This is a genomic window from Actinomadura luteofluorescens (assembly GCF_013409365.1).
Classification (GTDB): Bacteria; Actinomycetota; Actinomycetes; order Streptosporangiales; family Streptosporangiaceae; genus Spirillospora; species Spirillospora luteofluorescens.
In genome coordinates this window covers 7,140,279-7,164,723 of record NZ_JACCBA010000001.1, presented here as the reverse complement: position 1 = coordinate 7,164,723, position 24,445 = coordinate 7,140,279, and the positions used below count along the sequence as shown (strand labels likewise).

General features: G+C 73.1%; 25 protein-coding genes. 16 read left to right on the top strand and 9 right to left on the bottom strand.

What is annotated here, in order from left to right:
- Nucleotides 1-49 precede the first annotated feature (49 nt).
- Entirely contained in the window at nt 50-1,000 is a 951-nt protein-coding gene (locus BJY14_RS33240) for an alpha/beta fold hydrolase (RefSeq protein ID WP_179847225.1), read from the bottom strand.
- A 163-nt stretch (nt 1,001-1,163) separates the two neighbouring features.
- Here BJY14_RS33240 and BJY14_RS33235 point away from each other — a divergent pair, with 163 nt between their 5' ends.
- Nucleotides 1,164-1,952 (top strand): 3-hydroxybutyrate dehydrogenase, encoded by a 789-nt coding sequence (locus BJY14_RS33235; RefSeq protein WP_179847224.1) that lies wholly within the window; start codon nt 1,164-1,166, stop codon nt 1,950-1,952.
- 11 nt (nt 1,953-1,963) lie between these two features.
- A complete protein-coding gene (locus tag BJY14_RS33230) occupies nt 1,964-3,847 on the top strand; it encodes a helix-turn-helix domain-containing protein (protein WP_246396198.1) in 1,884 nt (627 codons plus the stop codon).
- 56 nt (nt 3,848-3,903) lie between these two features.
- Here the strand turns inward: BJY14_RS33230 and BJY14_RS33225 are convergent, their stop codons facing one another.
- Genes BJY14_RS33225 through BJY14_RS33205 form a run of 5 tightly spaced genes read right to left on the bottom strand, consistent with a single transcriptional unit; the run spans nt 3,904 to nt 8,502 of the window.
- Nucleotides 3,904-4,893: a branched-chain amino acid ABC transporter permease gene (locus tag BJY14_RS33225; RefSeq protein ID WP_179847222.1), complete on the bottom strand. Its 990-nt coding sequence runs from the start codon at nt 4,891-4,893 to the stop codon at nt 3,904-3,906.
- Nucleotides 4,894-4,927: 34 nt separating this feature from the next.
- Complete coding sequence (locus BJY14_RS33220) at nt 4,928-5,788, bottom strand: branched-chain amino acid ABC transporter permease (protein ID WP_179847221.1); 861 nt, start codon at nt 5,786-5,788, stop codon at nt 4,928-4,930.
- A gap of 12 nt (nt 5,789-5,800) precedes the next feature.
- Nucleotides 5,801-7,039 (bottom strand): ABC transporter substrate-binding protein, encoded by a 1,239-nt coding sequence (locus tag BJY14_RS33215; protein WP_179847220.1) that lies wholly within the window; start codon nt 7,037-7,039, stop codon nt 5,801-5,803.
- A 10-nt stretch (nt 7,040-7,049) separates the two neighbouring features.
- A complete protein-coding gene (locus BJY14_RS33210; RefSeq protein WP_179847219.1) occupies nt 7,050-7,742 on the bottom strand; it encodes an ABC transporter ATP-binding protein in 693 nt (230 codons plus the stop codon).
- Nucleotides 7,729-8,502 carry an ABC transporter ATP-binding protein gene (locus BJY14_RS33205; RefSeq protein ID WP_179847218.1) on the bottom strand — a complete coding sequence of 258 codons (774 nt, stop codon included), beginning with the start codon at nt 8,500-8,502 and terminating at the stop codon, nt 7,729-7,731. The genes BJY14_RS33210 and BJY14_RS33205 overlap by 14 nt, the downstream gene beginning before the upstream one ends.
- 261 nt (nt 8,503-8,763) lie before the next feature.
- On the opposite strand from BJY14_RS33205, the gene BJY14_RS33200 reads away from it, so the two are divergent.
- Nucleotides 8,764-10,092, top strand: coding sequence for an alpha/beta hydrolase family protein (locus BJY14_RS33200; RefSeq protein ID WP_179847217.1), 1,329 nt, complete (start codon nt 8,764-8,766; stop codon nt 10,090-10,092).
- A 13-nt stretch (nt 10,093-10,105) separates the two neighbouring features.
- Nucleotides 10,106-11,107 carry an extracellular catalytic domain type 2 short-chain-length polyhydroxyalkanoate depolymerase gene (locus tag BJY14_RS33195; RefSeq protein WP_179847216.1) on the top strand — a complete coding sequence of 334 codons (1,002 nt, stop codon included), beginning with the start codon at nt 10,106-10,108 and terminating at the stop codon, nt 11,105-11,107.
- 3 nt (nt 11,108-11,110) lie between these two features.
- Here BJY14_RS33195 and BJY14_RS33190 read toward each other — a convergent pair whose 3' ends face one another.
- Nucleotides 11,111-12,139: a PHP domain-containing protein gene (locus tag BJY14_RS33190; RefSeq protein WP_179847215.1), complete on the bottom strand. Its 1,029-nt coding sequence runs from the start codon at nt 12,137-12,139 to the stop codon at nt 11,111-11,113.
- 84 nt (nt 12,140-12,223) lie between these two features.
- Between BJY14_RS33190 and BJY14_RS33185 the strand changes: the two genes are divergently transcribed.
- From BJY14_RS33185 to BJY14_RS33130, 12 genes are all read left to right on the top strand, one after another.
- The gene (locus tag BJY14_RS33185; protein WP_179847214.1) at nt 12,224-13,501 is read left to right on the top strand and encodes a sensor histidine kinase; all 1,278 of its coding nucleotides are present in this window, start codon (nt 12,224-12,226) and stop codon (nt 13,499-13,501) included.
- Nucleotides 13,498-14,163, top strand: coding sequence for a response regulator transcription factor (locus BJY14_RS33180; protein WP_179847213.1), 666 nt, complete (start codon nt 13,498-13,500; stop codon nt 14,161-14,163). The genes BJY14_RS33185 and BJY14_RS33180 overlap by 4 nt, the downstream gene beginning before the upstream one ends.
- Before the next feature lie 145 nt (nt 14,164-14,308).
- Nucleotides 14,309-15,256, top strand: a complete 948-nt coding sequence (locus BJY14_RS33175; protein WP_179847212.1) for an alpha/beta hydrolase — start codon at nt 14,309-14,311, stop codon at nt 15,254-15,256.
- Nucleotides 15,249-15,395, top strand: coding sequence for a hypothetical protein (locus BJY14_RS33170; RefSeq protein WP_179847211.1), 147 nt, complete (start codon nt 15,249-15,251; stop codon nt 15,393-15,395). Before BJY14_RS33175 ends, BJY14_RS33170 begins: the two co-directional genes overlap by 8 nt.
- An 84-nt stretch (nt 15,396-15,479) precedes the next feature.
- The gene (locus tag BJY14_RS33165; RefSeq protein WP_218905697.1) at nt 15,480-15,644 is read left to right on the top strand and encodes a hypothetical protein; all 165 of its coding nucleotides are present in this window, start codon (nt 15,480-15,482) and stop codon (nt 15,642-15,644) included.
- 131 nt (nt 15,645-15,775) lie between these two features.
- Nucleotides 15,776-16,801, top strand: a complete 1,026-nt coding sequence (locus BJY14_RS33160; protein ID WP_179847209.1) for an alpha/beta hydrolase — start codon at nt 15,776-15,778, stop codon at nt 16,799-16,801.
- Between the two features lie 52 nt (nt 16,802-16,853).
- Nucleotides 16,854-18,044, top strand: a complete 1,191-nt coding sequence (locus BJY14_RS33155; protein WP_179847208.1) for a PucR family transcriptional regulator — start codon at nt 16,854-16,856, stop codon at nt 18,042-18,044.
- A 155-nt stretch (nt 18,045-18,199) separates the two neighbouring features.
- Entirely contained in the window at nt 18,200-19,129 is a 930-nt protein-coding gene (locus tag BJY14_RS33150) for an ACP S-malonyltransferase (protein WP_179847207.1), read from the top strand.
- Nucleotides 19,126-20,094 (top strand): beta-ketoacyl-ACP synthase III, encoded by a 969-nt coding sequence (locus BJY14_RS33145; protein ID WP_179847206.1) that lies wholly within the window; start codon nt 19,126-19,128, stop codon nt 20,092-20,094. Before BJY14_RS33150 ends, BJY14_RS33145 begins: the two co-directional genes overlap by 4 nt.
- Before the next feature lie 56 nt (nt 20,095-20,150).
- Nucleotides 20,151-20,402, top strand: coding sequence for an acyl carrier protein (locus BJY14_RS33140; protein ID WP_179847205.1), 252 nt, complete (start codon nt 20,151-20,153; stop codon nt 20,400-20,402).
- Nucleotides 20,403-20,479: 77 nt separating this feature from the next.
- Complete coding sequence (locus BJY14_RS33135; RefSeq protein WP_179847204.1) at nt 20,480-21,787, top strand: beta-ketoacyl-[acyl-carrier-protein] synthase family protein; 1,308 nt, start codon at nt 20,480-20,482, stop codon at nt 21,785-21,787.
- Between the two features lie 84 nt (nt 21,788-21,871).
- Nucleotides 21,872-22,372 (top strand): MBL fold metallo-hydrolase, encoded by a 501-nt coding sequence (locus BJY14_RS33130; RefSeq protein ID WP_246396197.1) that lies wholly within the window; start codon nt 21,872-21,874, stop codon nt 22,370-22,372.
- A gap of 20 nt (nt 22,373-22,392) precedes the next feature.
- On the opposite strand, the gene BJY14_RS33125 is transcribed toward BJY14_RS33130, so the two are convergent.
- Both BJY14_RS33125 and BJY14_RS33120 read right to left on the bottom strand, forming a co-directional pair.
- Nucleotides 22,393-23,550, bottom strand: coding sequence for a PP2C family protein-serine/threonine phosphatase (locus BJY14_RS33125; protein ID WP_179847203.1), 1,158 nt, complete (start codon nt 23,548-23,550; stop codon nt 22,393-22,395).
- A complete protein-coding gene (locus BJY14_RS33120) occupies nt 23,534-24,361 on the bottom strand; it encodes an alpha/beta fold hydrolase (RefSeq protein ID WP_179847202.1) in 828 nt (275 codons plus the stop codon). Before BJY14_RS33120 ends, BJY14_RS33125 begins: the two co-directional genes overlap by 17 nt.
- Nucleotides 24,362-24,445: the final 84 nt, after the last annotated feature.

Genomic DNA, 24,445 nt, shown 5'->3' with positions numbered 1-24,445 from the left:
CGCGGCGGGTCCGACAGTCCGAGGGGCCGGCATTCCGAGGGGCCGGCGGTCAGAGGGCGCGTAGGAAGCCGAGCACAGCCTCGTTGACCTCGGCGGGGCGTTCCTGCTGCGTCCAGTGGCCGCATCCGGACAGCCAGACGGTCTCGCGCAGGTTCGGCACGAAGTCGCGCATGGTGTCGATCGCGTCGCGGGCGCCGATGGCGACGAGGTCGCGGTCGCCCGCGATGTAGAGGGCGGGCGGGCCGATGGGGGCGCGGTGCCAGGCGGCGGTGAGCTCCCAGTTGCGGTCGAGGTTGCGGTACCAGTTGACGGGGCCGGTGAAGCCGCTTCCGGCGTACTCCTCGACGTAGGCGGCGATGTCCTCGCCGGTCAGCCAGCCGGGCAGCTTCTCCGGGTCCGGGAGGCCGTCGAGGAAGCCGCCGCCCTCCGGGGCGATCAGCGGCGGGCAGGGGCCGTCGCCGGACACCCCGTACAGCATCCGGCGGAACGTGGCCGCCCGGTCGCGGTCGAGTTCGGCCTCCGGGACGTCGGGCTGCTGGAAGTGCACCATGTAGAAGCCGTCGCCGAACAGGCGGCGCATGGACTCGACGGGCGGCCTGCTGCTCCGCGGGCGGTGCGGCACCGACATGCCGACCACGCCGCGGACCTTGTCGGGGCGCATCTGCGCGACGGCCCAGGCGACGGGGGCGCCCCAGTCGTGGCCGACGACGACGGCGCGGTCCGCGCCGAGCGGGCCGATGAGACCGACCGCGTCACCGGCCAGGTGCAGGATCGAGTACTGGCCGGGGTCCGCCGGGCCGCCCGTGCGGGCGTAGCCGCGCTGGTCGGGCGCCACGGCGTGGAATCCGGCCTCGGCGAGCGCGACGAGCTGGTGGCGCCAGGAGTACCAGCATTCGGGGAAGCCGTGCAGGAGGAGCACGAGTGGCCCCTCGCCCGCCTCCGCGACGTGCATGCGCAGCCCGCTGTCCGACCGGACGAAGCGGTGCCTGATCTCGTGCATCCATACCCCTCGCGGTGTGGGCGGCCAGTGCGGGCCAACGGTAGCCGCACCGGTGAGCGCCCGGGCCGTGGGAGGGAGATCGCCGCAAGCCCATACCGTCCGGTGGTGGATTGTGTGCGCGGCCCACATGGGAGGGCGGGGCCGTGCTCCGTAGGTTCTGCGCATGACGAGCGTGACACCGCGGGCGGCCGCGGGGACTTCGGGGACGCTGGATCTGGCGGGCCGGCGCGCCCTGGTCACCGGTGGCGCGAGCGGCATAGGCCGCGCCTGCGCCCGGCGGCTCGCGGCGGCGGGCGCCGAGGTGGTGGTGGCCGACATGGACGGGGACGCGGCGGAGCGGACCGCGGCCGAGATCGGCGGCGTCCCCCTGCTCGCCGACCTGGCCGACGTGGACGCGCTCGACGGGCTGGCCTCCGGCACCGACATCCTCGTCAACAACGCCGGGATCCAGTACGTGGCGCCCGTCCAGGACTTCCCGCCGGAGACGTTCGCGCGGATCCTGCGGCTGATGGTGGAGGCGCCGTTCCGGCTGGCGCGGGACGCGCTGCCCGGCATGTACGAGCGCGGCTGGGGCCGCATCGTCAACATCTCGTCCGTGCACGGGCTGCGGGCCTCGCCGTACAAGTCGGCCTACGTGACGGCCAAGCACGGCCTCGAAGGGCTCTCCAAGGTGATCGCGCTGGAGGGCGCTCCGCACGGCGTGACGTCCAACTGCGTCAACCCCGCCTACGTGCGGACCCCGCTGGTGGAGAACCAGATCGCCGACCAGGCGCGCACGCACGGCCTGCACGAGGACGAGGTCGTCGAGCGGATCATGCTCGACCACGCCGCCGTGAAGCGCCTGATCGAGCCGGACGAGGTGGCCGAACTCGTCGCCTACCTGTGCTCGCCGCCCGCCTCGATGGTGACCGGCGCCTCCCTGGCACTCGACGGCGGCTGGACGGCGCACTAAGAATGACCCGTATGACCTGCGGCGTCTTCCTCGAACTGCTGGCCCGGGAGGCCTCTCCCGTCGAGTTCGAGGGTCCCCTCGTCCAGGCGCGGGCCGAGGGCGCGTCCCCGGCCGTCCTGGAGGAACTGGAGGCGGTGAAGCTCGCCGCGCTGCGGGTCCGGACGATCATGCGGCGGCACGCCCGGCGCGAGAACGAGCTGGCGGCGCTGTTCGACACCGCGGGCGACCTCGCCGGGCTGCGCGGCCTCGACGCGGTGCTGGAGGCGATCACCCGGCGCGCCCGGCGGCTGCTGAACGCCGACATCGCCTACCTGACGCTGAACGACGACGCGCGCGGCGACACCTACATGCGGGTGACCGACGGGTCGGTGTCGGCGGCGTTCCGGCAGCTGAGGCTGCCGATGGGCACCGGCCTGGTCGGCCTGGTGGCGCAGACCGCGATGCCCTACAACAGCGACCACTACCTGGGGGACGCGCAGTTCCAGCACCGCGGGTTCATCGACGACGCGGTCGCCGAGGAGGGCCTGGTCGCCATCCTCGGCGTGCCGATGCGGCTGGGCAGCCGGGTCATCGGGGTGCTGACGGCGGCGAACCGCAGCGAGCGCCCGTTCGACCAGGAGGAGGTGGCGCTGCTCGGCTCGCTCGCCGCGCACGCCGCGATCGCCATCGACAACGCCCGCCTCCTGGAGGAGACCCGGACCGCCCTGACCGAGCTGAGCGCCGCCAACGAGGAGGTCAAGGCGCGCAGCGCGGCCGTGGAGCGGGCGGCGCGCGCGCACGACCGGATGACCGCCGTGGTGGTCCGGGGCGGCGGCGTGGAGGACGTCGGCGCGGTGGTGACCGAGCTGCTGGGCGGCACCCTGCACGTCCTGGACGCCGACGGCCGCCGGCTCGCGACGACCGGCGCCGCGGCGGAGCCCCTCGGCGACGACGAGCTGGGCGGGGTCTCGGCCTCGGCGCACTCCGCCCGCGCGCAGGGCCGGACGGTCAGGCGCGGCGACCTGTGGATCGCCTCGGTGTCCACCGGTGACGAGATGCTCGGCACGCTGGTGCTGCGCACCGCCGACGAGGTGGACGACGCCGACCAGCGGATCCTGGAGCGCGCGGCGCTCGTCACCGCGCTGCTGCTGCTGTTCCAGCGCAGCGCCACCGAGGCCGAGGGCCGGGTGCGCGGCGAGCTGCTGGACGACCTGCTGACCGGCCGCCGGGCGGGCGCCGAGGCGCTGACCTCGCGGGCGCGGCGCGTCGGGGTCGATCTGGGCGCCCCGCACGTGGTGCTGTGCGCCAAGTACGACTCCCGCGAGCACCGGCCCCGCGCGGCCTTCTGGGCCTCGTCGTTCGCGGCGGTGGAGCACGGCCTGGCCGCCTCGCGGGCGGAGGAGATCGTCCTGCTGCTGCCCGGCGACCGGCCGGGCGACGCGGCGCGCCGGGTCGCCAAGGAGCTCGGCGCCTCCCTCGGCGGGCCCGCGACGGTCGGCGCGGCCGGCCCCGTGCGCGGCCCGGGCGAGGTCGCCTCCGCGCACCGGGAGGCGCAGCGCTGCGCCGACGCGCTGCTGGCCCTCGGGCGCCGCGGCGACGGCGCCGGCGCGTCCGAGCTCGGCTTCGTCGGCCTGCTCATCGGGGACGACCGCGACGTCGCGGGCTTCCTCGGGAGCGCGCTCGGCCCCGTCCTCGACTACGACGAGCGGCGGGGCACGGCCCTCGTCCAGACCCTGGAGGCCTACTTCGGGACGGGCGGCAGCCTGTCGCGGACGGCCGAGCGCCTGCACATCCACGTCAACACCGTGAGCCAGCGCCTGGACCGCATCGCCCGCCTCCTCGGCGACGACTGGCAGGCGCCCGAGCGGGCCCTCGAACTCCAGCTCGCCCTGCGCCTGCACCGCCTCTCCCGCTGAGCACGCCGGAACGCGGCGCGCCTCCGGGGGGACGGCGCGCCGCGTTCGGTCCGGTGTCACACCGAGGCTTCGACCTTGGTGCCCTCGTTGTCCGGGGCGGGACGGGCGCGGGACGCGCGGGCCGCGACGAGGTCGCGGGCGGTGCCCCAGACGCCGCGGCGGAACAGCAGCACGACCACGATGAAGATCGCGCCGGTGATGATCCCGGTCTCCTCGAACCCGGCGGTGGCCAGGTAGTCGTTCAGCTCCACGATCAGCGCGGCGCCGATGGCCCCGCCCCACAGGGTGCCGATGCCGCCGAGGACGACCATCATCACGGCCTGCCCCGAGGTCGTCCAGTACACGCCCTGGAGGGACGCGAAGCCGTGCCCGACGGTGAACAGCCCGCCCGCGAGGCCTGACAGGGCCGCCGACAGGACGAAGGCCAGCAGCTTGTAGCGGTCGATGCCGTAACCGAGCGCCCGCGCCCGGTTCGGGTTGTCGCGGATGGACATCAGGACCCTGCCGAAGGGGGACCGGACGATGCGCCAGGCGGCGAACAGCCCGCCCAGGATGAACGGCAGCGCGGCGTAGTAGAAGAAGAACGGGTCGGACAGGTCCAGCCCGAACAGCTCCCTGGGGATGCCCTGGAGGCCGTTCTCCCCGCCGGTCGCGTCCCGCCACTGGTTGGCGATGAAGTACACCATCTGCGCGAAGGCCAGCGTGACCATCGCGAAGTAGATGCCGCGCAGCCGGACCGACAGGAAGCCGATCGGGACGGCGAGGGCCGCGGCGAAGGCGGCGCCGCCCAGCACGGCCACGGGGAACGGCAGCCCGGAGTGCAGCGCGATCAGGCCGGTGGCGTACGCCGAGCCGCCCCAGAAGGCCGCGTGCCCGAACGACAGGAGCCCGGTGAAGCCGAGCAGCAGGTCGACGGCGGCCGCGAACAGCGCCCAGCAGACGATGTCCAGGGCGACCGGCGGGTAGACGAACCAGGGCAGGACGAGCGCCGCCACGAGCCCCGCGGCCAGCAGGACCGGCCGTCCGGCCAGCTTGGAGAGGATCACGAGATCTCCTCGGCGGTCACAGGATCTCCGGCGGTCACAGGGCCTCCTCGCGTCCGAACAGGCCGGCGGGGCGCCACAGCAGCACGGCGGCCATCAGGATGAACACCAGCGTCTGCGACAGCGACGGGACGTAATAGTTGCCGAGGGCCGACACGAGCCCGACCGCGAACCCGGCGGCGACCGAGCCGAACACCGACCCGAGGCCGCCGATCACGACCACCGCGAACACCGTGATGATCAGGTCGGAGCCCATCAGCGGGTTGACCGCCCGCATCGGCGCGGCGAGCACGCCGGCGAACCCGGCGAGCGCGATGCCGAACCCGAACACCGGCGTCACCCAGCGGGCGACGTCGATGCCGAGGGCCCGCGACAGCTCGGGCCGCTCGGTCGCCGCCCGGACGATCATGCCGACGCGGGTGCGGGTGAGCACCACCCACACGGCGCCGCACACCAGCACCGACACCGCCAGCACGAACACCTGGTACGTGGGGTAGGTGAACAGGCCGAGGTCGATCGACCCGTCCAGCGCGGACGGGCGCGGGTAGGGCTGCGACTGCACCCCGTACCCGCGCTTCACCAGGTCCTGGAGGATCAGCGCGAGGCCGAAGGTGAACAGGAAGTTGTAGAGCGGGTCCAGCGGCGCGAGCCGGTGGACGAACAGCCGCTCCAGCAGCACGCCCGCGATCCCGAGGACGACGGGCACGATCAGCAGCGCGAGCCAGAAGTTCACGCCGAAGGAGTCGAGCAGCACGAAGGAGCCGAAGGCGCCGAGCATGTAGAACGCGCCGTGCGCGAAGTTGACCACGCCCAGCATCCCGAAGATGACGGCCAGGCCGAGGGCGAGCAGGGCGTAGAACGCCCCGCCCACCAGCCCGTTGAACGCCTGTTGCAGCACGTCGCGGCCCGCCTAGAGGGAGCAGGACGGGTCGGGCTGCTGGAACGCCTCCGCCGCCGGGATCGTGCTGACGATCTTCTCGTAGTCCCAGGGCTCCTTGACCTCGCTCTTCGGCTTGACCTCCGCGACGTAGGCGTCGTGGGTGAGCAGGTGGTCCTCGGCGCGGATCGTGCCGGTGGAGGTGAACGCGTCGTTGACCTTGGCGCCTTCGAGCTGCTTCACCACGCCGTCGGACTTGTCGGTGCCGCCGCGCTGCACGGCCTCCAGGTACTGGAGCGCCGCCGAGTAGTCGGCCGCTTGGACGGCCGTCGGGCGGGCTCCGGTCTTGGCCTTGAACTTGTCGGCCCAGGCGCGGTTGCCCGGGTTGCCGTTCCAGTACCAGAAGTCGGTGAAGCGCGTCCCGGCGAGGGCGTCGGAGCCGAGCGAGTGGATGTCGGTGATGAACATCAGGCCCGCGGCGAGCTTCACGCCCTTGTCGCGCAGCTTGTACTCGTTGTACTGCTTGACCAGGTTGACGAGGTCGCCGCCCGCCTGCATGGCGCCGAGCACCTGCGGCTTGGGCTTGAGGCCCGGCGCCTTCAGCAGGAACGTGGAGAAGTTGTCGTTCGGGAACGGCGTCGGGTCGCTCTTCACGACGCTGCCCCCGGCGCCCTTGATGGCCGTCGTGAACGTCTTCTGCATGTCCTGCCCGAACGCGTAGTCCGGGTAGACGATGTACCAGTTCTTACCGCCGTCCTTGGTGACGCCGGTGCCCGTCCCGTGGGCGAGCATGTAGCTGTTGTAGCCGTAGTGGAAGGTGTACTTGTTGCACTGCTTGCCTTCCAGCTCGGTCGTCGCGGCGCCGACGTCGATGAACAGCTTCTTCTTGTTCTTGGCGACGGTGGCGACGGCGAGCGCGGCGGACGAGGTGGGCACGTCCAGGATCAGGTCGGCCTTCTTGCGGTCGTAGAGCTCCTGGGCCTTGGAATTGGCGACCTCGGGCTTGTTCTGGTGGTCGGCGGAAATGACCTCGATCTTGTCGGTCACGGCCTTCCCGCCGTACTTGGCCTTGAAGTCGGCGACGGCCATCTTCACGGCCTCGACGGCGTTCTTGCCCGACAGGTCGGCGTAGACGCCGGACTGGTCGGTCAGCACCGCCAGCACGAGCCTGTCGTCGCTGATCTTGCCCCCGCCCCCGCCGGGTCCGCCCGCGCAGCCGGCCAGCAGCGCTCCGGCGGTCGCGAGCGCGGCCGAGCGTCCGAGAACTCTCATCGGGGTCTCCCTATATTCCGAGGTACTGGAGGAGTTCGCTCTCGCGGGCGCGGACCTCGTCGTTGTCCATGGACTCGACGATCCGGCCCTCGGCGAGCAGGTGGTGGCGGTCGGCGACGGTCGCGGCGAAGTGCACGTTCTGCTCGATGAGCAGGACGGTCACCCCGGCCGCCTTGACCTCGCGGAGGATCTCGCCGATCTGCTGGACGATCAGCGGCGACAGGCCCTCGGTGGGCTCGTCGCACAGCAGCAGGCGGGCGCCGGTCCGCAGCACCCGGGCGAGCGCGAGCATCTGCTGCTCTCCGCCCGACAGCTTCGTCCCGGGGAACCGGCGCCGCTCCCGCAGGCGCGGGAACGTCTCGTACACCCGCTCCAGCGACCAGGGGTCGGGGCCCGTCACGGGCGGCAGGGTGAGGTTCTCCTCCACCGACAGCGTCGCGAAGACGCCGCGGTCGTCGGGGACGTAGCCGAGGCCGCGCCGGGCGCGCTTGTGCGGGCTGAGCGAGGAGATGTCCTCGTCCAGGAACCGGATCGTGCCGGACGCCCCCCGGTGCAGGCCCATCAGGGACCGCAGGAGGGTGGTCTTCCCGGCGCCGTTGCGCCCGACGAGGGTGACGATCTCGCCCTCGTCGACGTGCAGCGACACCTCGCGCAGGGCCTGGGCCTCGCCGTACCAGGCGGACAGTCCGTCAATGCGCAGCACTTGAGTCTCCGAGGTAGGCGGTGACGACGCGGGGGTCGTGGCGGATCTCGGCGTAGGGGCCCTCGACGAGGACGCGGCCGTGCTGCAGGACGGTGACCCGGTCGGCGAGGCTGGAGACGACGCTCATGTTGTGCTCGACCATCACCACGGTCCGCCCGTCGCGCACCTTCTTGATGAGGTCGACGGTGCGGCCGACGTCCTCGACGCCCATGCCGGCGGTCGGCTCGTCCAGGAGCAGCACCTTCGGGTCCAGCGCGAGCGCCAGCGCCAGTTCGAGGGCGCGCTTGCGGCCGTAGGCCAGCGCCCCGGCCGGGACCTCCGCGTGACCGTCCAGCCCGACCTGCCCGAGCAGGTCCGCGGCGCGCTCGGAGTGGCGGCCGAGCGCTTTGTCCGAGCGCCAGAACCGCCAGCCGAGACCCGTGCGCCCGGCGAGCGCCAGCTCCACGTGCTGGCGCGGGGTGAGCTCGGCGAACAGGCTCGTGATCTGGAACGACCTGGCGAGGCCCAGTTTGGCGATCAGCTCGGGGCGCCGCCCGGCCAGCTCGTGCGCGCCGAGCCGGACGCTGCCCGCCGTCGGCTTCAGGAAGCCGGTGAGCAGGTTGAACAGCGTGGTCTTGTCGGCGCCGTTCGGCCCGACCAGCGCGTGGACGGACCCCTCGGCGACGTCGAGGTCCACCCCGTCCACGGCCCTGAAGCCGCGGAACTCCCTGACCAGGCCGCGCGCCGCCAGCACCGGGGCCTTTCGGTCCGGGTCGCCCATGCGCCCTCCTCGCGCTCGTCGTGGACGGCCCGAATCGCACTCGGGCCGCCGTGACCGGGAACGCTAGGTGGCACCCGCGGACCGGACCATGTGACCGGGACCCACATTCGGACGGCCGGATACGGGTGTGAGCCACATCACGCGCAGGTCACGACCACGGGCACATGACCGGTCGATCCGATGTGTGTGCGGGCCACGTGGCAGCGGTCACAACCGGCGCTCACCATGGCGGGCATCTGACGTCCGTCCCGAGGAGCCGGAATGCCCAACCTCCGCCCCGCCCTTACCGCCGGCACCGTGGCCGGCGCCCTCACCGCGGCCCTCGCCGTGCCCCTGGCCGCGCAGGCCGACGCGCGGCAGAGCCCCGGCTGCGCGTCCGGGCTCGCGGTGCCGGGGGCGGAGAAGCAGGTGGCCGCCTGTCTCGACGACCTCACGACCGCGGGAACGGTCGGGTCGGGCCACACCGTCCCGGCCGACTGGGCCGGGCTCCACGCCGCCGGGACGCGCAACCCGTCCGGCGTCCCGGGCATCCAGCTGGACGGCTACTTCCCCGACACCTCCACGTTCAACACGAACCACGGCTGGAACCACGACGCCCAGTTCGTCATCCGCCTGCCCGAGCGCTGGAACGGCGGACTCGTCGTCGCCGGCCCGCCCGGCAACAGGCGGCAGTACGCCAACGACTTCACCATCTCCGACTGGGCGCTCGCCAAGGGCTACGCCTACGCCGCGACGGACAAGGGCAACAGCGGCACCGAGTTCTACAAGGACGGCCGCCGCCCCGGCGACGCCGTCGCCGAATGGAACGACCGGGTCACGCAGCTCACCCGGGCCGCCAAGAAGGTCGTCGCGAAACGGTACGGCCGCACCCCGCGCCGTACGTACGCGGCGGGCATCTCCAACGGCGGCTACCTCGTCCGCTGGCAGCTGGAGAACCGCCCGGAGCTGTACGACGGCGGCATCGACGCCGAAGGCACGCTCTGGCGCGCCGACGGCCCGAACCTGTTCACCTACCTGCCGCAGGTCCTGCGCGCCTACCCGTCCTACGCGGCCACCGGCGACCCGTCAGCCCACAAGGCGCTCCTGAACGCGGGCCTCGCCCCCGGCTCCGAGTTCCTCTGGCCATTCCACGACCAGGTCTATTGGGAGCTCACCCAGCGCATCTACCGCGAAGAGTTCGACCCCGCCTACACGGGAGAGGAGGCCGGCTACACCTACGCCACACGTCCGGAGAGCGTCCACCGTGCCGTCGCACGCGTCGCGCTCACGGGCCGCATCCGCAAACCGATGATCACCCTTCACGGCACCTACGACTCGCTCCTGCCCATCGGCACCGACTCCGACGTCTACGCGAAACTCGTCCGCGCCAAGGGAAAGGCGCCCTACCGCTACTACCGCCTGGAGGCCGCCAACCACGTCGACGGCCTCTACGACTCCTTCCCCGACCGCCTGCGCCCGCTCCTGCCCTGCATGCGCACCGCCTTCACGGCCCTCGAGTCCTGGACGCAGCACGGCACCACGCCACCGAAGAGCACCACGCTCCCCCGCCCCACGTCAGGCGACACCGTGAACACCTGCTCCCTCAGCTAGGAGAAACATCAACATGAAACCCACCCCCTTCCTCGCGGCCGCCGCTCTCGCCTTAACGACCGTCAGCGCTTCTCCCGCCTCCGCGGCCGCCGCTCCGCTCCCCCGCCACTCGATCAGCGCCTCGTACGTCAGCGGCGTCTCGTCCGGCGGCTACATGGCAGACCAGCTCCACATCGCCTACTCCGGGACGTTCCGGGGCGCGGGCATCTTCACCGCCGGGCCCTACCACTGCGCGCGGGGCAGCGTGACGACCGCGCAGCTCGCGTGCATGAACGACCTCTACGACGACAACCCGGCGGAGCTGGAGCGGACGGCCCGCGACCGATCGGCGCAGGGAAAGGTCGATCCCGTGAGCAACCTGTCCGGGCATCCGGTGTGGATCTACCACGGGACGAACGACTCGACCGTGAAGCAGTCGGTGAACGACGACCTCGCCGCCTTCTACCGGGACTTCGGATCCGCCGTCTCCTACAACAAGACCTCGCCATCGGGGCACGCGTGGGTGAGTCCGATCGGCCCCAACCCCTGCTCGGCCACCTACACCCCCTACATCAACAAGTGCGGCGACGACCCGGAGCGCTCGATGCTGGGGCACCTGTTCGGGTCCGTGGCTCCGCCCGCCTCCTCACCCGGCGGCACGGTCATGGAGTTCGACCAGAACGCCTACGCGCCGAACGGGAGCGCCTCGTCCATCAGCATGGACGCGACGGGCTTCGCCTACGTCCCGGCGAGTTGCCAGTCGGGGACGTGCAGGCTGATGGTGGCGCTGCACGGCTGCCAGCAGGGGCGCGGCGTCGTCGGGAACGCGTTCGCGACGAAGACCTACCTCAACGAGTACGCCGACACCAACGGCATGATCGTCCTGTATCCGCAGGCCACCGCGTCCGGCTGGGCGGGCGGCAACCCGCAGGGCTGCTGGAACTGGTGGGGCTACGGCGGCGACACCGCCTACGACATGAAGGGCGGACGGCAGATCGAGACGATCATGCGCATGGTGCACGCTCTCGGCGGCTGACCGTCAGAGCTTCGAGCGTGTCCAGGTGAGCAGGTCGTCGGCGCCGAGGGTGTTGACGATCTGCGACGCCGGCACCCCGCACCGGGCGGCCCGCTCGCAGCCGAACGGCTGCCAGTCGAGCTGCCCGGGCGCGTGGGCGTCGGAGTCGACGGAGAAGCGGCAGCCCGCCTCGACCGCCAGGCGCAGCAGGCGCTTCGGCGGATCGAGGCGCTCCGGGCGGGAGTTGATCTCCACGGCGACGTCGTAGGCAGCGCAGGCGTCGAAGACGAGCGCCGCGTCGAACTCCGACTCCGGCCGCAGGCCGCCGCGCTTGCCACCGGCCTTCACGATGCGGCCGGTGCAGTGGCCGAGGACGTTCACGCGCGGGTTCGCGATCGCGGCGACCATCCGCCCGGTCATGGTTACGCGGTCCATGCGGAGCTTGGAGTGCACGCTGGCGACGACGACGTCGAGGCTGTCGAGGAGGTCGGGCTCCTGGTCGAGGGCGCCGTCCTCCAGGATGTCGACCTCGATGCCGGTCAGGATGCGGAAGGGCGCGAGGGACTCGTTGAGCTCGGCGACGACGTCGAGCTGGCGGCGCAGGCGGTCGGCGGACAGGCCGTTCGCGACCTTCAGGCGCGGCGAGTGGTCGGTGAGGGCGAGGTACTCGTGGCCCAGGGAGCGGGCGGTCTCGGCCATCTCCAGGATCGGGGACCCGCCGTCCGACCAGTCGCTGTGGGTGTGCAGGTCGCCCTTCAGCGCCGAGCGGAGCGCGGCCGTGGCCTCGTCCAGCGGCTCGCCCTCCGTGGCCTCCAGGCGGCGCAGGTAGACGGGGGTCTCGCCGCGCAGCGCCTCCTCGATGACCAGGGCGGTGACCTTGCCGATGCCGGGCAGCGCGGTGAGGGTCCCGTCGCGGGCGCGGCCGGCGAGCTCGTCCGGGGCCGTCTGCTCCGCGCGGTCGGCGGCCGTGCGGAACGCCCGCACGCGGTAGGTCGGCTCATGGGCGCGCTCCAGCAGGAACGCGATGCGGCGCAGCGCTTCGACGGGCTCCACGTCTGGCACCGTACCCAGGTATGACCCGGCACGTCCCACCACGGTGTCATCCGAGTGAGACCCGGGTTCCCTAGCCTGGTTCCCATGGCCGGGGAGAACCTCACACTGCGCGGCGTCCTGCGGGACGTGCTGCTCGCCGCCGCCGTGACCGGCAGGGCGGACCCGGCTCCGCTGAACCGGCCGTGGCCCCTGCTGCTGCGCTGGACGCGGTACATCGGCGTGGGGCGGCTGCCGTACGGGCTGGTGGCGAACCTGGTCGGGCTGGCCCTCACCGCCGGGCTGGTCGCCGGGACGGTGTCGCTGCTGTCCACCGAGACGATGCGGCGCGGGATCTACCTGTCCGACGCGACGAAGTTCCTCGTCGCGGTCTCGGTGACGGCGCCGCTGGCGCTGCGGGACCGGCACCCGCTCGCCGCGTGGCGGCTGAGCTTCCTGGCGATGGCGCTGATCGACGTCGGCGGCTGGCTGACCGTCCCCTACGTCCCGGCGGGCTCGTTCGCGGCGATCGCGGCCCTGTACACGGTCGCGGTGCGCTGCTCGCGCGACGTCACGCTGGGCGTCGCGATCATCTCGTTCGCCGGGGTGTGGATCAAGGACCCGGGGACCGGGGCCGGGGCGTCGGTGCTGCTCCTGCTGCCGCTCGCGGTGGGCTACGCCGTCCGCGTCCGGCAGACGTCCCGGCGCGAGCTGGCCGAGCAGGAGAAGCGGCACCAGGACGCCGAGGCGGTGCTGACCGAGCGGCAGCGGATCGCGCGGGAGCTGCACGACGTCGTCGCGCACCACATGTCGATGATCGCCATCCAGGCGGAGGCGGCCCCGTACAAGGTCGAGACCGTCCCGGACGAGACGCGCCGCGACCTCGCCGAGATCCGGGCGACCGCGCTGGACGCGCTGACGGAGCTGCGCCGCATCCTCGGCGTGCTGCGCGCGGAGGACGGCGCCGAGACCGCCCCGCAGCCGAGCCTGGAGCGGCTGGACGAGCTCGTCGGCAACGCGCGCGGAGCCGGCCTGCGCGTCGAGACGCGGCTGGGCGGCGACCTGGCGGGGCTGCCGCCCGGCGTGGGGCTCACCGCGTACCGGATCCTCCAGGAGGCGCTGAGCAACGCCATGCGGCACGCGCCCGGATCCCGCGTCGAGGTCGAAGTGTCCTGCGATGACGGCATAGTGTGGCTCGGCGTCGTCAACGGCCCGCCCGCGGGCGGACGGGGGTCCGTCCCGCCGCTTCCGGGCGGCGGCCACGGGCTGGTCGGGATGCGGGAGCGGGCCGCCGCGCTGGGCGGCGAGCTGACCGCCCGCCCCACGTCCGAGGGAGGATTCGCCGTGACCGCATCGCTGCCGGTGAAGGCGCGGGACGCCACGTGACGATCCGGGTCGTGATCGTCGACGACCAGGGCATGGTGCGCACCGGCTTCGGCGTGCTGCTGAACGCCCAGCCCGACATCGAGGTCGCGGGCGAGGCCGCCGACGGCGCGGAGGGCCTGCGCCGCGTCGCCGAGGTGCGCCCCGACGTGGTGCTGATGGACGTCCGGATGCCGGTGATGGACGGCCTGGAGGCGACTCGCCGCCTGCTCGCGGACGCCGGGGACGGCGCCCCCAAGGTCCTCATGCTGACGACGTTCGACCTCGACGACTACGTCTACGAGGCGCTGCGGGCCGGGGCCAGCGGGTTCCTGCTGAAGGACGCGTCCGCGACCGAGCTGGCCGAGGCGGTCCGGGTGGTGGCGGCGGGCGACGCGCTGCTGTCCCCGTCGGTCACGCGGCGGCTCATCGCGGAGTTCTCCCGGCTCGGGGGCCCGCGCGCACCGTCCCGCAAGCGGCTGGAGGAGCTGACCGAGCGGGAGACCGAGGTTCTCGCGCTGGTGGCGCGCGGCCTGTCCAACGGCGAGATCGCGGGGCGGCTCGTCGTCGCCGAGCAGACCGTCAAGACCCACTTCGGGCGGATCCTGATGAAGCTCGGGCTGCGCGACCGCCCGCAGGCGATCGTCTACGCCTACGAGGTCGGGCTGGTGCGGCCCGGCGACTGACGCCGGCCGCCTCCGTCATACCGGGGGCGCATCCCGTCATACCGGGGGTGCACGGCGCAGGACGGCACCGCCGACCGATGTGCGCTTACAGGCCTGATTTCTACCTTCCTGATCAGTGCTCCACTGACCAGGAAGGACGCCCGGGATGCCCAGCGTTCGCAGGACCGTCGCCGCCGTTTCCGTGCTGGCCGCGGCGGGCTCGACGGCCGCCGCGGGGCACGCCGAGGTGTACGCGCCGCCCGCCCCGGCGCCCGCACTGTCGGCGCCGGCCCTCGACGCCCGCTACCAGGCGACCGCCCGGGACATCACGCGCGCCCTGGCCACCGCGGAGCGCGTCGGCGACAAAGGGCGGAAACGGGCCCTGTCCGCCCTCCTGGGGCCGGGCCGACGGTTCCTGTCGTTCGACCCGCGAGGCGGCGGGCGCGCTGTGGAGGTCCTGGGCGACCTGAAGCACGCCGACCGGATCGCGGTGGTCGTGCCCGGCGCGGACAATTCGCTGGCCAACTACGACTCGCCCAAGTTCGTCGGCGGCGGGGGCCGGGCGCTCTACCGGCACGTCCACGCCACCGCGCCCGGCGCGCGGGTCGCCGTCATCGCCTGGCTCGGCTACGACTCCCCCTCGACGCTGAGCACCGACGCCCTGACGAGCGGACGCGCGGAGAACGGCGCGCGGAGTCTCGAACGTCTCCTCACCGGCGTGCACCGCGTGAACGGGCGGGCCCGGTTCGCGCTGCTCTGCCACAGCTACGGCTCGGTGGTCTGCGGCAAGGCCGCGAGACGTCTGGCCCCCCTGCCGGTGGACGAGATCGCCCTGTTCGGCAGCCCCGGCACCACCCTGCGCCACGTCTCCGACCTCGGCACCCCCGCGCGGGTCTGGGCGGGCCGGGCGAAGGGCGACTGGGTGCGGTACGTCCCCAACGTCCGCTTCGCCGGGCTGGGGTTCGGCGCCGATCCCGCCTCGCCGGGCTTCGGCGCCCTGCGGTTCGACGCCGGGACGGGCCCGCACAGCGGCTACCTGAGGCCCGGCTCCCTCGCGCTGCGCAACCTCGCCCTGATCGCCCTCGGCCGCGACACGGAGGTCACCCATGCCTGAGCGCCGGAGCCACGGCGAGGACGGAACCCGGGACCGGGCCGTGGACGCCCTGCAGACGCGCACCGTGTTCTTCCTCATCGGCGGATACTCGGCGTGGTTCCTCTGCGTCTACGCGGCGACGCTCCTGCACGGGCAGTGACCCGCCGGACGCGACACGCCCGGGTCCGGCCGGCGATCGCGGCGGCCCACCGCTCCGCGCTGGGGATCCGCCCAGGGCACCGTGATGATCTTCGTCACCGTGGGGACCTTGCTCGCGTTCGGTAGCCTGAACGGGTCGCACACCGTCCCCGACCGGCCGGAATGGATCGCCGGGCGCCTGGCGTGGCCGGTCGCCTCCGGCGGCGCGCTCGCCGCCGGCGGGGCACTCGCCGCCTTCACGACACGGTGACGGCACGGGAGGGGCCGCCGCCCCGGGAACCAACCCGGTCCCCGGCCCGTACATCTCCAGAGGCGTCTCCTGATCCACCGGGGGGTGAGCCGAGCCCACGCTGAACGATCTTCGATGGTAGAAAGGCGACGATGCCGCCGCACCTCACGACGACCTCGCCGCGTCCCGCGCGACGGCACGGCCGCCGGCTCCGGCGGGCCACCGCCGCCGCCGCGTCCATCGGGGTCGTGATGCTCACGACCGCCGGGACGGGCCACGCCGACCCGTACGCGGCGCCCGTCGCGGTCCCCAAGATGGCGCCGTCGACGCTGGACGCCCGGTACGCCGCCGAGCGCCGCTCCATCGAGGAGGCCCTCAAGACGGCGGAGAAGGTCGGCGACACCGACCGCCGCAAGGCGCTGGGCGCCTTCCTCCAGCCCGGGCGCCGCTTCCTCTACTTCGACCCGCGCGGCCGGGGGCGGGCCATCGAGGTCATCGGCGACCTCACCCGGGCACGGCGCGTCGCGGTGCTCGTCCCCGGCGCCGACACCACGCTCTCCGCGTTCGACAAGCGGGGCGGCAAACCCTGGTCGACGCCCGGCGGGGGCGCGCGGGCCGTCTACCAGCAGGCCCGCTCCCAATCGCCCCAGCCCGGCCTGGCGGTCGTCGCCTGGCTCGGCTACGCGGCGCCCAAGACGTTCAGCAGCGACGTCCTCACCGCCGAGCGGGCCGCCGAAGGCGCCGTCCGGCTCCGCACGTTCGTCAAGGGCGTCCACCAGGTCAACCCGGGCGCGAGCGTGGGCCTCCTCTGCCACAGCTACGGCTCGGTCGTCTGCGGCCAGGCCGCCCTGAGCGGCTCCAAGAGCGCCGCCTGGAGGCAGGTCACCGACATCGCCCTCTACGGCAGCCCGGGGACGACCGCCTGGTCGGCGTCCAGGCTGAGCGGATCGGCCCGCGTCTGGGCGGGACGGGGCTCGACCGACTGGATGGAGGACGTCCCGCACGTGCGGTTCCTCGGGCTCGGGCTCGGTCCCGACCCGGTCTCCGCCGGGTTCGGCGCCCGGGTCTTCGACGCCGGGCACGGAGGCCACAGCGACTACCTCGCCCCCGGCTCCGCGTCGCTGCGCAACCTCACCGACATCGCGCTCGGACGCGCCTCCGCGGTGACCCCCGAGTGAGCCGGTTTCCTCGCTTCCGGCAGGGACACCGCAGGTGTGGTGGCACCCTGGGATGGTGAACACCGCGAACGAGGCCGAGATCCGCGAGCAGACCACCCAGCGCCTGGAGAAGGCGATGGGGACCTTCGGCACCGCGGCGCTGGCGAGCATGGAGGAGCAGCTCCCCTGGTTCCGGCGCATGCCCGCCGACCAGCGCTCCTGGATCGGCCTCGTGGCGCAGGCCGGCATCGCCGCGTTCGTGGAGTGGTTCAAGAGCAACGAGCGGTCCCGCCCCGCCATCGCCGGCGAGGTGTTCGGCACCGCGCCCCGCGAGCTGCTGCGCTCCATCAAGCTCCAGCACACCATCGACATGATCCGCGTCATCATCGACGTGGTGGAGACCCGGCTGGACGAGCTGGCCGCGCCCGGCGGCGAGGCCCAGCTCCGCGAGGCCATCCTGCGCTACACCAGGGACGTGGCGTTCGGCGCCGCCCAGGTCTACGCCCGCGCCGCCGAGACGCGCGCCGCCTGGGACGCCCGGCTGGAGGCCCTCGTCGTCAACGCGGTGCTGCGCGACGAGGTCGACGACGGCATGCACTCCTGGGCCGCCGCGCTCGGCTGGACGTCCAAGCCCGTCACCGTCATCGCCGGCTTCACCCCGGAGGACGAGGAGCCCGAGGTCACCATCGACCAGATGCAGCTGGCCGCGCGCCGCGCCCGCGCCGACGTGCTGGCCGGCGTCCAGGGGCACCGGGTCGTCGTGATCGTGGGCGGCGACACCGACCCCATGGAGGCCGCCCGCCCCATCGCCGCCAAGTGCGGGCCCGGCCCCGTCGTCGTCGGCCCGCAGGTCGCCGACCTCTACGAGTCCACGAGCTCCGCCCGCGCCGCGGTCGCCGGCCTGCGCGCCGCCGCCGGCTGGCCGGACGCGCCCCGTCCCGTCCTCGCCACCGAGCTCCTCCCCGAGCGCGCCCTCGACGGCGACGACGACGCGCGCGGCTACCTGGTGGAGAGCGTCTACAACCCGATGCTCGCCGCGGGAGCCCCGCTCCTGGACACGCTCACCACCTACCTCGAACAGGGCTCGTCGCTGGAGGCCACCGCGCGGCTCCTGTTCGTCCACCCCAACACGGTCCGCTACCGGCTCCGCCGCGTCGCCGAACTGACCGGCCTGGCCCCCACCGACGGCCGCAACGCCTTCACCCTCCGCATCGCCCTGGTCCTCGGCCGATTCCACTCCCGCGCCGCCAGGACGACCGGATAGTCCGGCGGCGAGGGTGAGGAGCGTCGCACCGAGGGTCTCAGCCGGGGCTACAGGCGCTCACCAGGGTTTCTTGTAGAGGTCGTACAAAGCGCCAAGACCAAACTTCGTCGTGATCGGCATCGTGGGCGCGGGCACATGACGGCAGGCTGGACGCTGTGATTCTCCTCGCATCGCCCGGCCAGGGCGCCCAGACCCCCGGCTTCCTGCAGCCATGGCTAGAGAAACCCGGCGTCGCCGACCGGTTCGCCTGGTGGTCGGCTGTCACGGGTCTGGACCTGGTCCGGTACGGGACGTCCGCGGACGCCGAGGAGATCCGTGACACCGCGGTCGCGCAGCCGCTGCTCGTCGCCGCCGCGATCGCCGCGGCCGAGGCCCTCTACGACGGCGCCCCCGGCGGGAAGGCCGGGCCGGACGCCGTCGCCGGGCACAGCGTCGGCGAGCTGGCCGCCGCCGCGATCGCCGGGGTGCTGACCCCCGAGGCCGCGCTGGTCCTCGTCCGGGAGCGGGGCCGGGCGATGGCCGAGGCCGCCGCCGTCACCGAGACCGGCATGACGGCCGTGCTCGGCGGCGACGAGGACGAGGTCCTCGCCGCGATCGACAAGCACGGCCTCACCCCCGCCAACGTCAACGGCGCCGGCCAGATCGTCGCCGCCGGGACCACCGAGCGGCTCGCGAAGTTCGCCGACGAGCCGCCCGCCAAGGCGCGGCTGCGGTCGCTGTCGGTCGCGGGCGCCTTCCACACCGAGCACATGGAGCCCGCCGTCGGCGCCCTGCGCCGCCTCGCGCCCGGCGTGCCCGTCGCCGACCCGCGGGCCAAGCTGCTCCAGAACCGCGACGGCGCCGTCGTCGGGAGCGGGCGCGACTTCGTCGCCCGGCTCGTCGAGCAGGTCAGCGCCCCCGTCCGCTGGGACGCGTGCATGGCGACCATGCGCGAGCTCGGCGTCACCGGGATCATCGAGCTGCCACCCGCCGGGACGCTCACCGGCCTGGCCCGGCGCGAGCTGAAGGGCATCGAGCTGGTCGCCCTCAAGACCCCCGCCGACCTGGACAAGGCCCGCGAGCTGATCGAGGCGGACGCGTCATGACCACCACGCTCACCATCCCCGAGGCCGCGCCCGGCGCCCGCATCCTGGCGTTCGGCGACTACCGCCCCGCCCGCATCGTCACCAACGACGACCTCGCGCTGAGCGTCGACACCAACGACGAGTGGATCCGCAGCCGCGTCGGCATCGTCGAGCGGCGCATCGCCGGGGACGACGAGGGCATCGTCGAGCTCGGCGTGCACGCCGCCGGCAAGGCGCTGGCGGGCAGCGGCCTCGCCCCCTCCGACATCGACCTGGTGATCCTCGCGACCTGCTCGGCGGAGTCGCCGATGCCGGGCCACGCCGCGCAGGTCGCGCACCGCCTCGGCATCGAGGCGCCCGGCGCGTTCGACCTCAACGCCGCCTGCGCCGGCTTCTGCTACGCGCTCGCCACCGCCAGCGCCGCCGTCCGGGCCGGCAGCGCCCGCAACGCGCTGGTCATCGGCTCGGAGAAGATGTCCCAGTGGATCGACTGGACCGACCGCTCCACCTGCATCATCTTCGCCGACGGCGCGGGCGCGGCGGTCGTCACGGCCAGCGAGACCCCCGGCATCGGCCCCGTCGTGTGGGGCAGTGCCGGCGACAAGTACGACAAGATCATCATTGAGGACCGCAACTCGTTCATCCGGCAGGAGGGGCAGGCGGTGTTCCGCTGGGCCACCTCCGCCATCGCGCCGATCGCGATCCAGGCGTGCGAGCGGGCCGGGGTCAAGCCCGAGGAGCTCGCCGCCGTCGTCCCGCACCAGGCCAACCTGCGGATCATCGAGGCGATCGCCCGCAAGGTGAAGGCGTCCAACGCCGTCGTGGCCGACGACATCGTGCAGTCCGGCAACACCTCGGGCGCCTCGATCCCGCTGGCGCTGTCCCGAATGATCGAACGCGGCGACGTGCCGTCCGGCGCCCCGGCCCTGCTGGTCGGGTTCGGCGCCGGACTGTCCTACGCTGCCCAAGTCATCCAGATCCCGTAGGCCGTCACGCCTGCTCGCAGGCTCTGGACCAACCCACCGAAGGAGAACGCAGAACCATGGCAGTCGCCACCGAACAGCAGATCCTGGACGGCCTCGCCGAGATCATCGACGAGATCGTCGGCATCGACAAGTCCGAGGTCACCCCGGAGAAGAACTTCATCGACGACCTCGACATCGACTCGCTGTCGATGGTGGAGATCGCGGTGGCCGCGCAGGACCGGTTCGACGTCGAGATCCCCGACGACGAGCTGCGCAACCTGAAGACGGTCAAGGACGTCATCAACTTCGTCCAGAACCTGCAGAGCTGAGCCGCGGAGGGCGCGCCGCCACCCGGGAGGCGGCGCGTCCTTCCTCCTCCCCTCACAGTCCGCAAGGAGCACGCACTATGAGCAAGAGCCAGACCAGGGTCGCCGTGACCGGTCTCGGTGCAACGACCCCACTCGGCGGCGACATGCCGTCGACCTGGTCCGCCCTGCTCGCCGGCGAGTCCGGTATCCGCAAGCTGGACTGGGAGGGGGTCGACGACCTGCCGGTCCAGTTCGCCGCGACGCTGAAGGTCGACCCGTCCGAGGTGATGCCGAAGCAGAACCTGCGCCGGCTCGACCGCAACCAGGCGATCGCCCTGATCGCCGCGCGCGAGGCCTGGGCGTCCGCGGGGTTCGCCGTGCCGGCGGGCGGCAAGGGGCAGAAGGGCATGGACCGCCCCGGCGTCGACGGCGGCTTCACCGTGGACGGCGAGCGCCTCGGCGTGGTGCTGTCCAGCGGCATCGGCGGCCTGCACACCGCCCTGAACAGCTACGACGTCTTCCGGGAGAAGGGCTGGTCGCGGGTCTCGCCCTTCACCGTCCCGATGCTGATGCCGAACGGCGCCTCCGGGCACGTCGGCATCGAGTTCGGCGCGATGGCCGGCTCGCACGCCCTGGTCAGCGCCTGCGCGTCCAGCGGCGAGGCCGTCGGGTACGCCATCGACATGATCCGCGCGGGCCGCGCCGACGTGGTGATCTGCGGCGGCACCGAGTCGTGCATACACCCGCTGCAGATGGCCTCGTTCGGGGCGATGCGCGCGATGTCGACCCGCAACGAGGAGCCGGCGCGCGCGTCCCGGCCCTACGACAAGAACCGCGACGGCTTCGTGCTCGGCGAGGGCGCCGCCGTGATGATCCTCGAATCGGAGGAGCACGCCCGCGCCCGCGGAGCGCAGATCCACGGCTTCGCGTCCGGCTGCGGCTACTCCGGCGACGCCTACGACATCGTGCTGCCCGACCCGTCCGGGTCCGGGCAGGCCAAGGCGATGCAGCGGGCCCTGAAGGACGCGGGGCTGGAGCCCGCCGACCTCGTCCACATCAACGCGCACGCGACCTCGACGCCCGCCGGGGACGTCGCGGAGCTGGCCTCCATCAAGGCGGGGCTCGGCGAGGAGGCCGCGCGCCAGGTGGTCATCACCGCGACCAAGTCGATGACCGGGCACCTGCTCGGCGGCGCTGGCGCCCTTGAGTCGATCTTCACGGTGCTGGCCCTCAAGGAGGGCGTCGTCCCGTTCGTGGCCAACCTGGAGGACCTCGACGACGAGGTCGACCTCGACATCGCGCGGGACGAGCCGCGCAAGCTCCCGGACGGCCCGGCCGCGGCGCTCAACAACTCGTTCGGCTTCGGCGGCCACAACGTGTCGGTCGCCTTCGAGCGCGCTCTCTGATCCCTTCTCCGCGAACGGCCCGGCCGGGTTCCCATCGGCCGGGCCGTTCGCGTGCGCGCGGGTCCCGCCGGCGCCTGCTCACCGGTGCGTGATGGCCTGCTCAAGCAGGTCGCCAACCCCGACTACCTGGACGCCTCCGGCCACCTCGTGGCGAGCATCGGCGGCCTGCTGGTGGAGCACGGCATGGCCGAGGAGGTCGCCGCCCTGGCTCCGCACATCAGGACGGTGACCGAGGGCCAGGAGATCTTCCCCGGGGTGCGGGTCCGGATCACCGCCGGTCACACGGCCGGTCACGCCGAGTACGTCATCACCTCGGGCGGGCGGCGGCTGATCGCGTTCGGCGACGCCCTGCACTCACCGATCCAGATCGGCCACCCTGAATGGTCCGCGTCCGTCGACCACGACCCGGCCCGGTCGGCCGGCCACCGCCGCCGCCTCGTCGCCGAACTGGAGGAGCCCGGCACGATCGGCTTCGGCGTCCACTTCGCCGACGTGGTGTTCGGACGGGTCCGGCGGGACGGCGGCGGCCCCGCCTGGCACCCCGTGGACGCGGACGTCTCCCCCGCCACCGGGCACCGTCCGTGACGCCCCGGCCCGCGATCAGTTCACGGGACCCGGAGGGTGATGAGCGCGATGTCGTCGCGCGGCATGCCCTCCTGGAACTCCAGGACGCGGTCGACGATGCGGCCGGTGATGCCCCCGGCGTCGAGGGCCCGCACGTCGGACAGCAGGCCGGCGAGCCGGTCCTCGCCGAAGAACTCCCGGCCGCGGCGCGCCTCGCTGACTCCGTCGGTGAAGAAGAGGACGGCGTCGCCGGACCGCAGCTCCACGGGCTCGTCGGCCAGCACCACGTCCTCGAGCAGGCCGAGCAGGTCGCCGGGGCGGCCGAGAGACCGCACCTCACCGGAGGAGGCCGCCAGGAGCGGCGCGGGATGGCCGCCGAGCGAGACGGTCAGGAGCGGCCCGCCGCCCGCGCCGCTCTCGATGCCGGCGTAGACGGCGGTACAGAACCGCTCCGCGCCGTGGCCCAGCAGGGACGCGTTCAGCTTCCGGAGGACGTCGGCGGGCGACTCGGCCTCCGTGGCGACCGCCCGCACCGTGTACCGCGCCAGGCTCGTCACCACCGCGGCCTCGGCCCCCTTGCCGCACACGTCCCCCAGCACCAGCCCCCACCGGCCGGGGGCGATCTCGAAGACGTCGTAGAAGTCGCCTCCCACCTCGTCACCGGCCCCTGCCGGGCGGTAGGCGTCGCCCACCTCCAGGCCGGGCAGGGGCGGCAGCACGGGCGGGATGAAGCTGCGCTGCAGGGTCTCGGCGAGCTGCCGGGCGCGCGCCTCCGACTCCCCCGCGCGCCGGCGGGCGTACAGGAGCTCCCGCTCGTACTCCCGGCGGTCGATGGCGCGGAAGACGCACATCCGGACGGAGGGGGCCCCGCCCGGTTCCTCCGGCCGCAGCGTCGAGTTGACCAGCACCGGCAGCCGCTCGCCGCCCGCGCACTTCAGCTCGACGGCGATCTCGCGGACCTCGCCCTGCATGGTCAGCAGCGGCGTGAAGTGCGTCTCGTAGTAGATGCGGTCACCGACGGGGAGCAGGTCCTGGAAGCGCGCGCCGCCGAGCAGGTCGTCCGCGCGGTAGCCCGTCCAGTCGAGGAACGTCCGGTTCACCCTGGTGATCGTCCCGGGTGGACTCAGCGACAGGTAGCCGCAGGGGGCGTGCTCGTAGAGGTCCCGCAGGCGGGCGAGCTCCTCAGCCCCGCCGGGCATCGGGGCCACTCGGGACCTTCCTCAGGAACGCCTTGATCGCCGCGATCGTCTCCTCGGGCGCGCTCAGGTTGGGGCAGTGCCCGGTCGCGCGCAGCCGCACCAGCTCGCTCCCGGGGATGGCGCGGTGCACGTAGTCCCCCACCGCCTCCGGGGCGATGATGTCCTGCGAGCACTGCAGGAGCAGCGTCGGGACGCTCAGCCCCGGCAGGTCGGCCCGGTTGTCGGACAGGAAGGTCACGCGCGCGAACTGCAGCATGATGTCGGGGTCGGTGCGGCAGAAGGCGTTGGTCAGCTCCCGGCCCAGCTCGGGGCGTTCCGGGTTCCCCATGATCATCGGCGCCATCCGGCTGGACCAGCCGAGGTAGTTGCTCTCCAGCGACTCCAGGAGCTCGCCGATGTCGGCGCCGCTGAACCCGCCGACGTAGTCCCCGTCGTCGACGTAGCGGGGAGAGGGGCCGACCAGGACGAGGCGGGCGAAGCGGTCCGGCTCCCGGTTGGCCGCCAGCACCCCGATCATCGCGCTGACGGAGTGCCCGACGAAGATCACCTCGTGCAGGTCCAGCTCGTGGACGATGTCCAGGACGTCCTCGGCGTAGGCGTCCAGGGAGCCGTAGCGGCCGGCCGAGTACGCCGCCAGATCCGAGTCCCCCATCCCGACGTGGTCGAAGAGGATGACCCGATGGTCGGCCTCGAAGGCCGGCGCGGTGAGCCGCCACATCGTCTGGTCGCACCCGAACCCGTGCGCGAAGACCATGGGCTGCCCCGACCGTCGGCCCAGGTCCTGCACGTTGTTGCGGGTCAAGGCGGACATCTTCCCAGCCTGCCCCGGGCTCCCGCTTCCACACCTCGCGGACGCCCGGCGGCGCGCGTGGTCGCCTCCCGGCGGCGGGAGCGT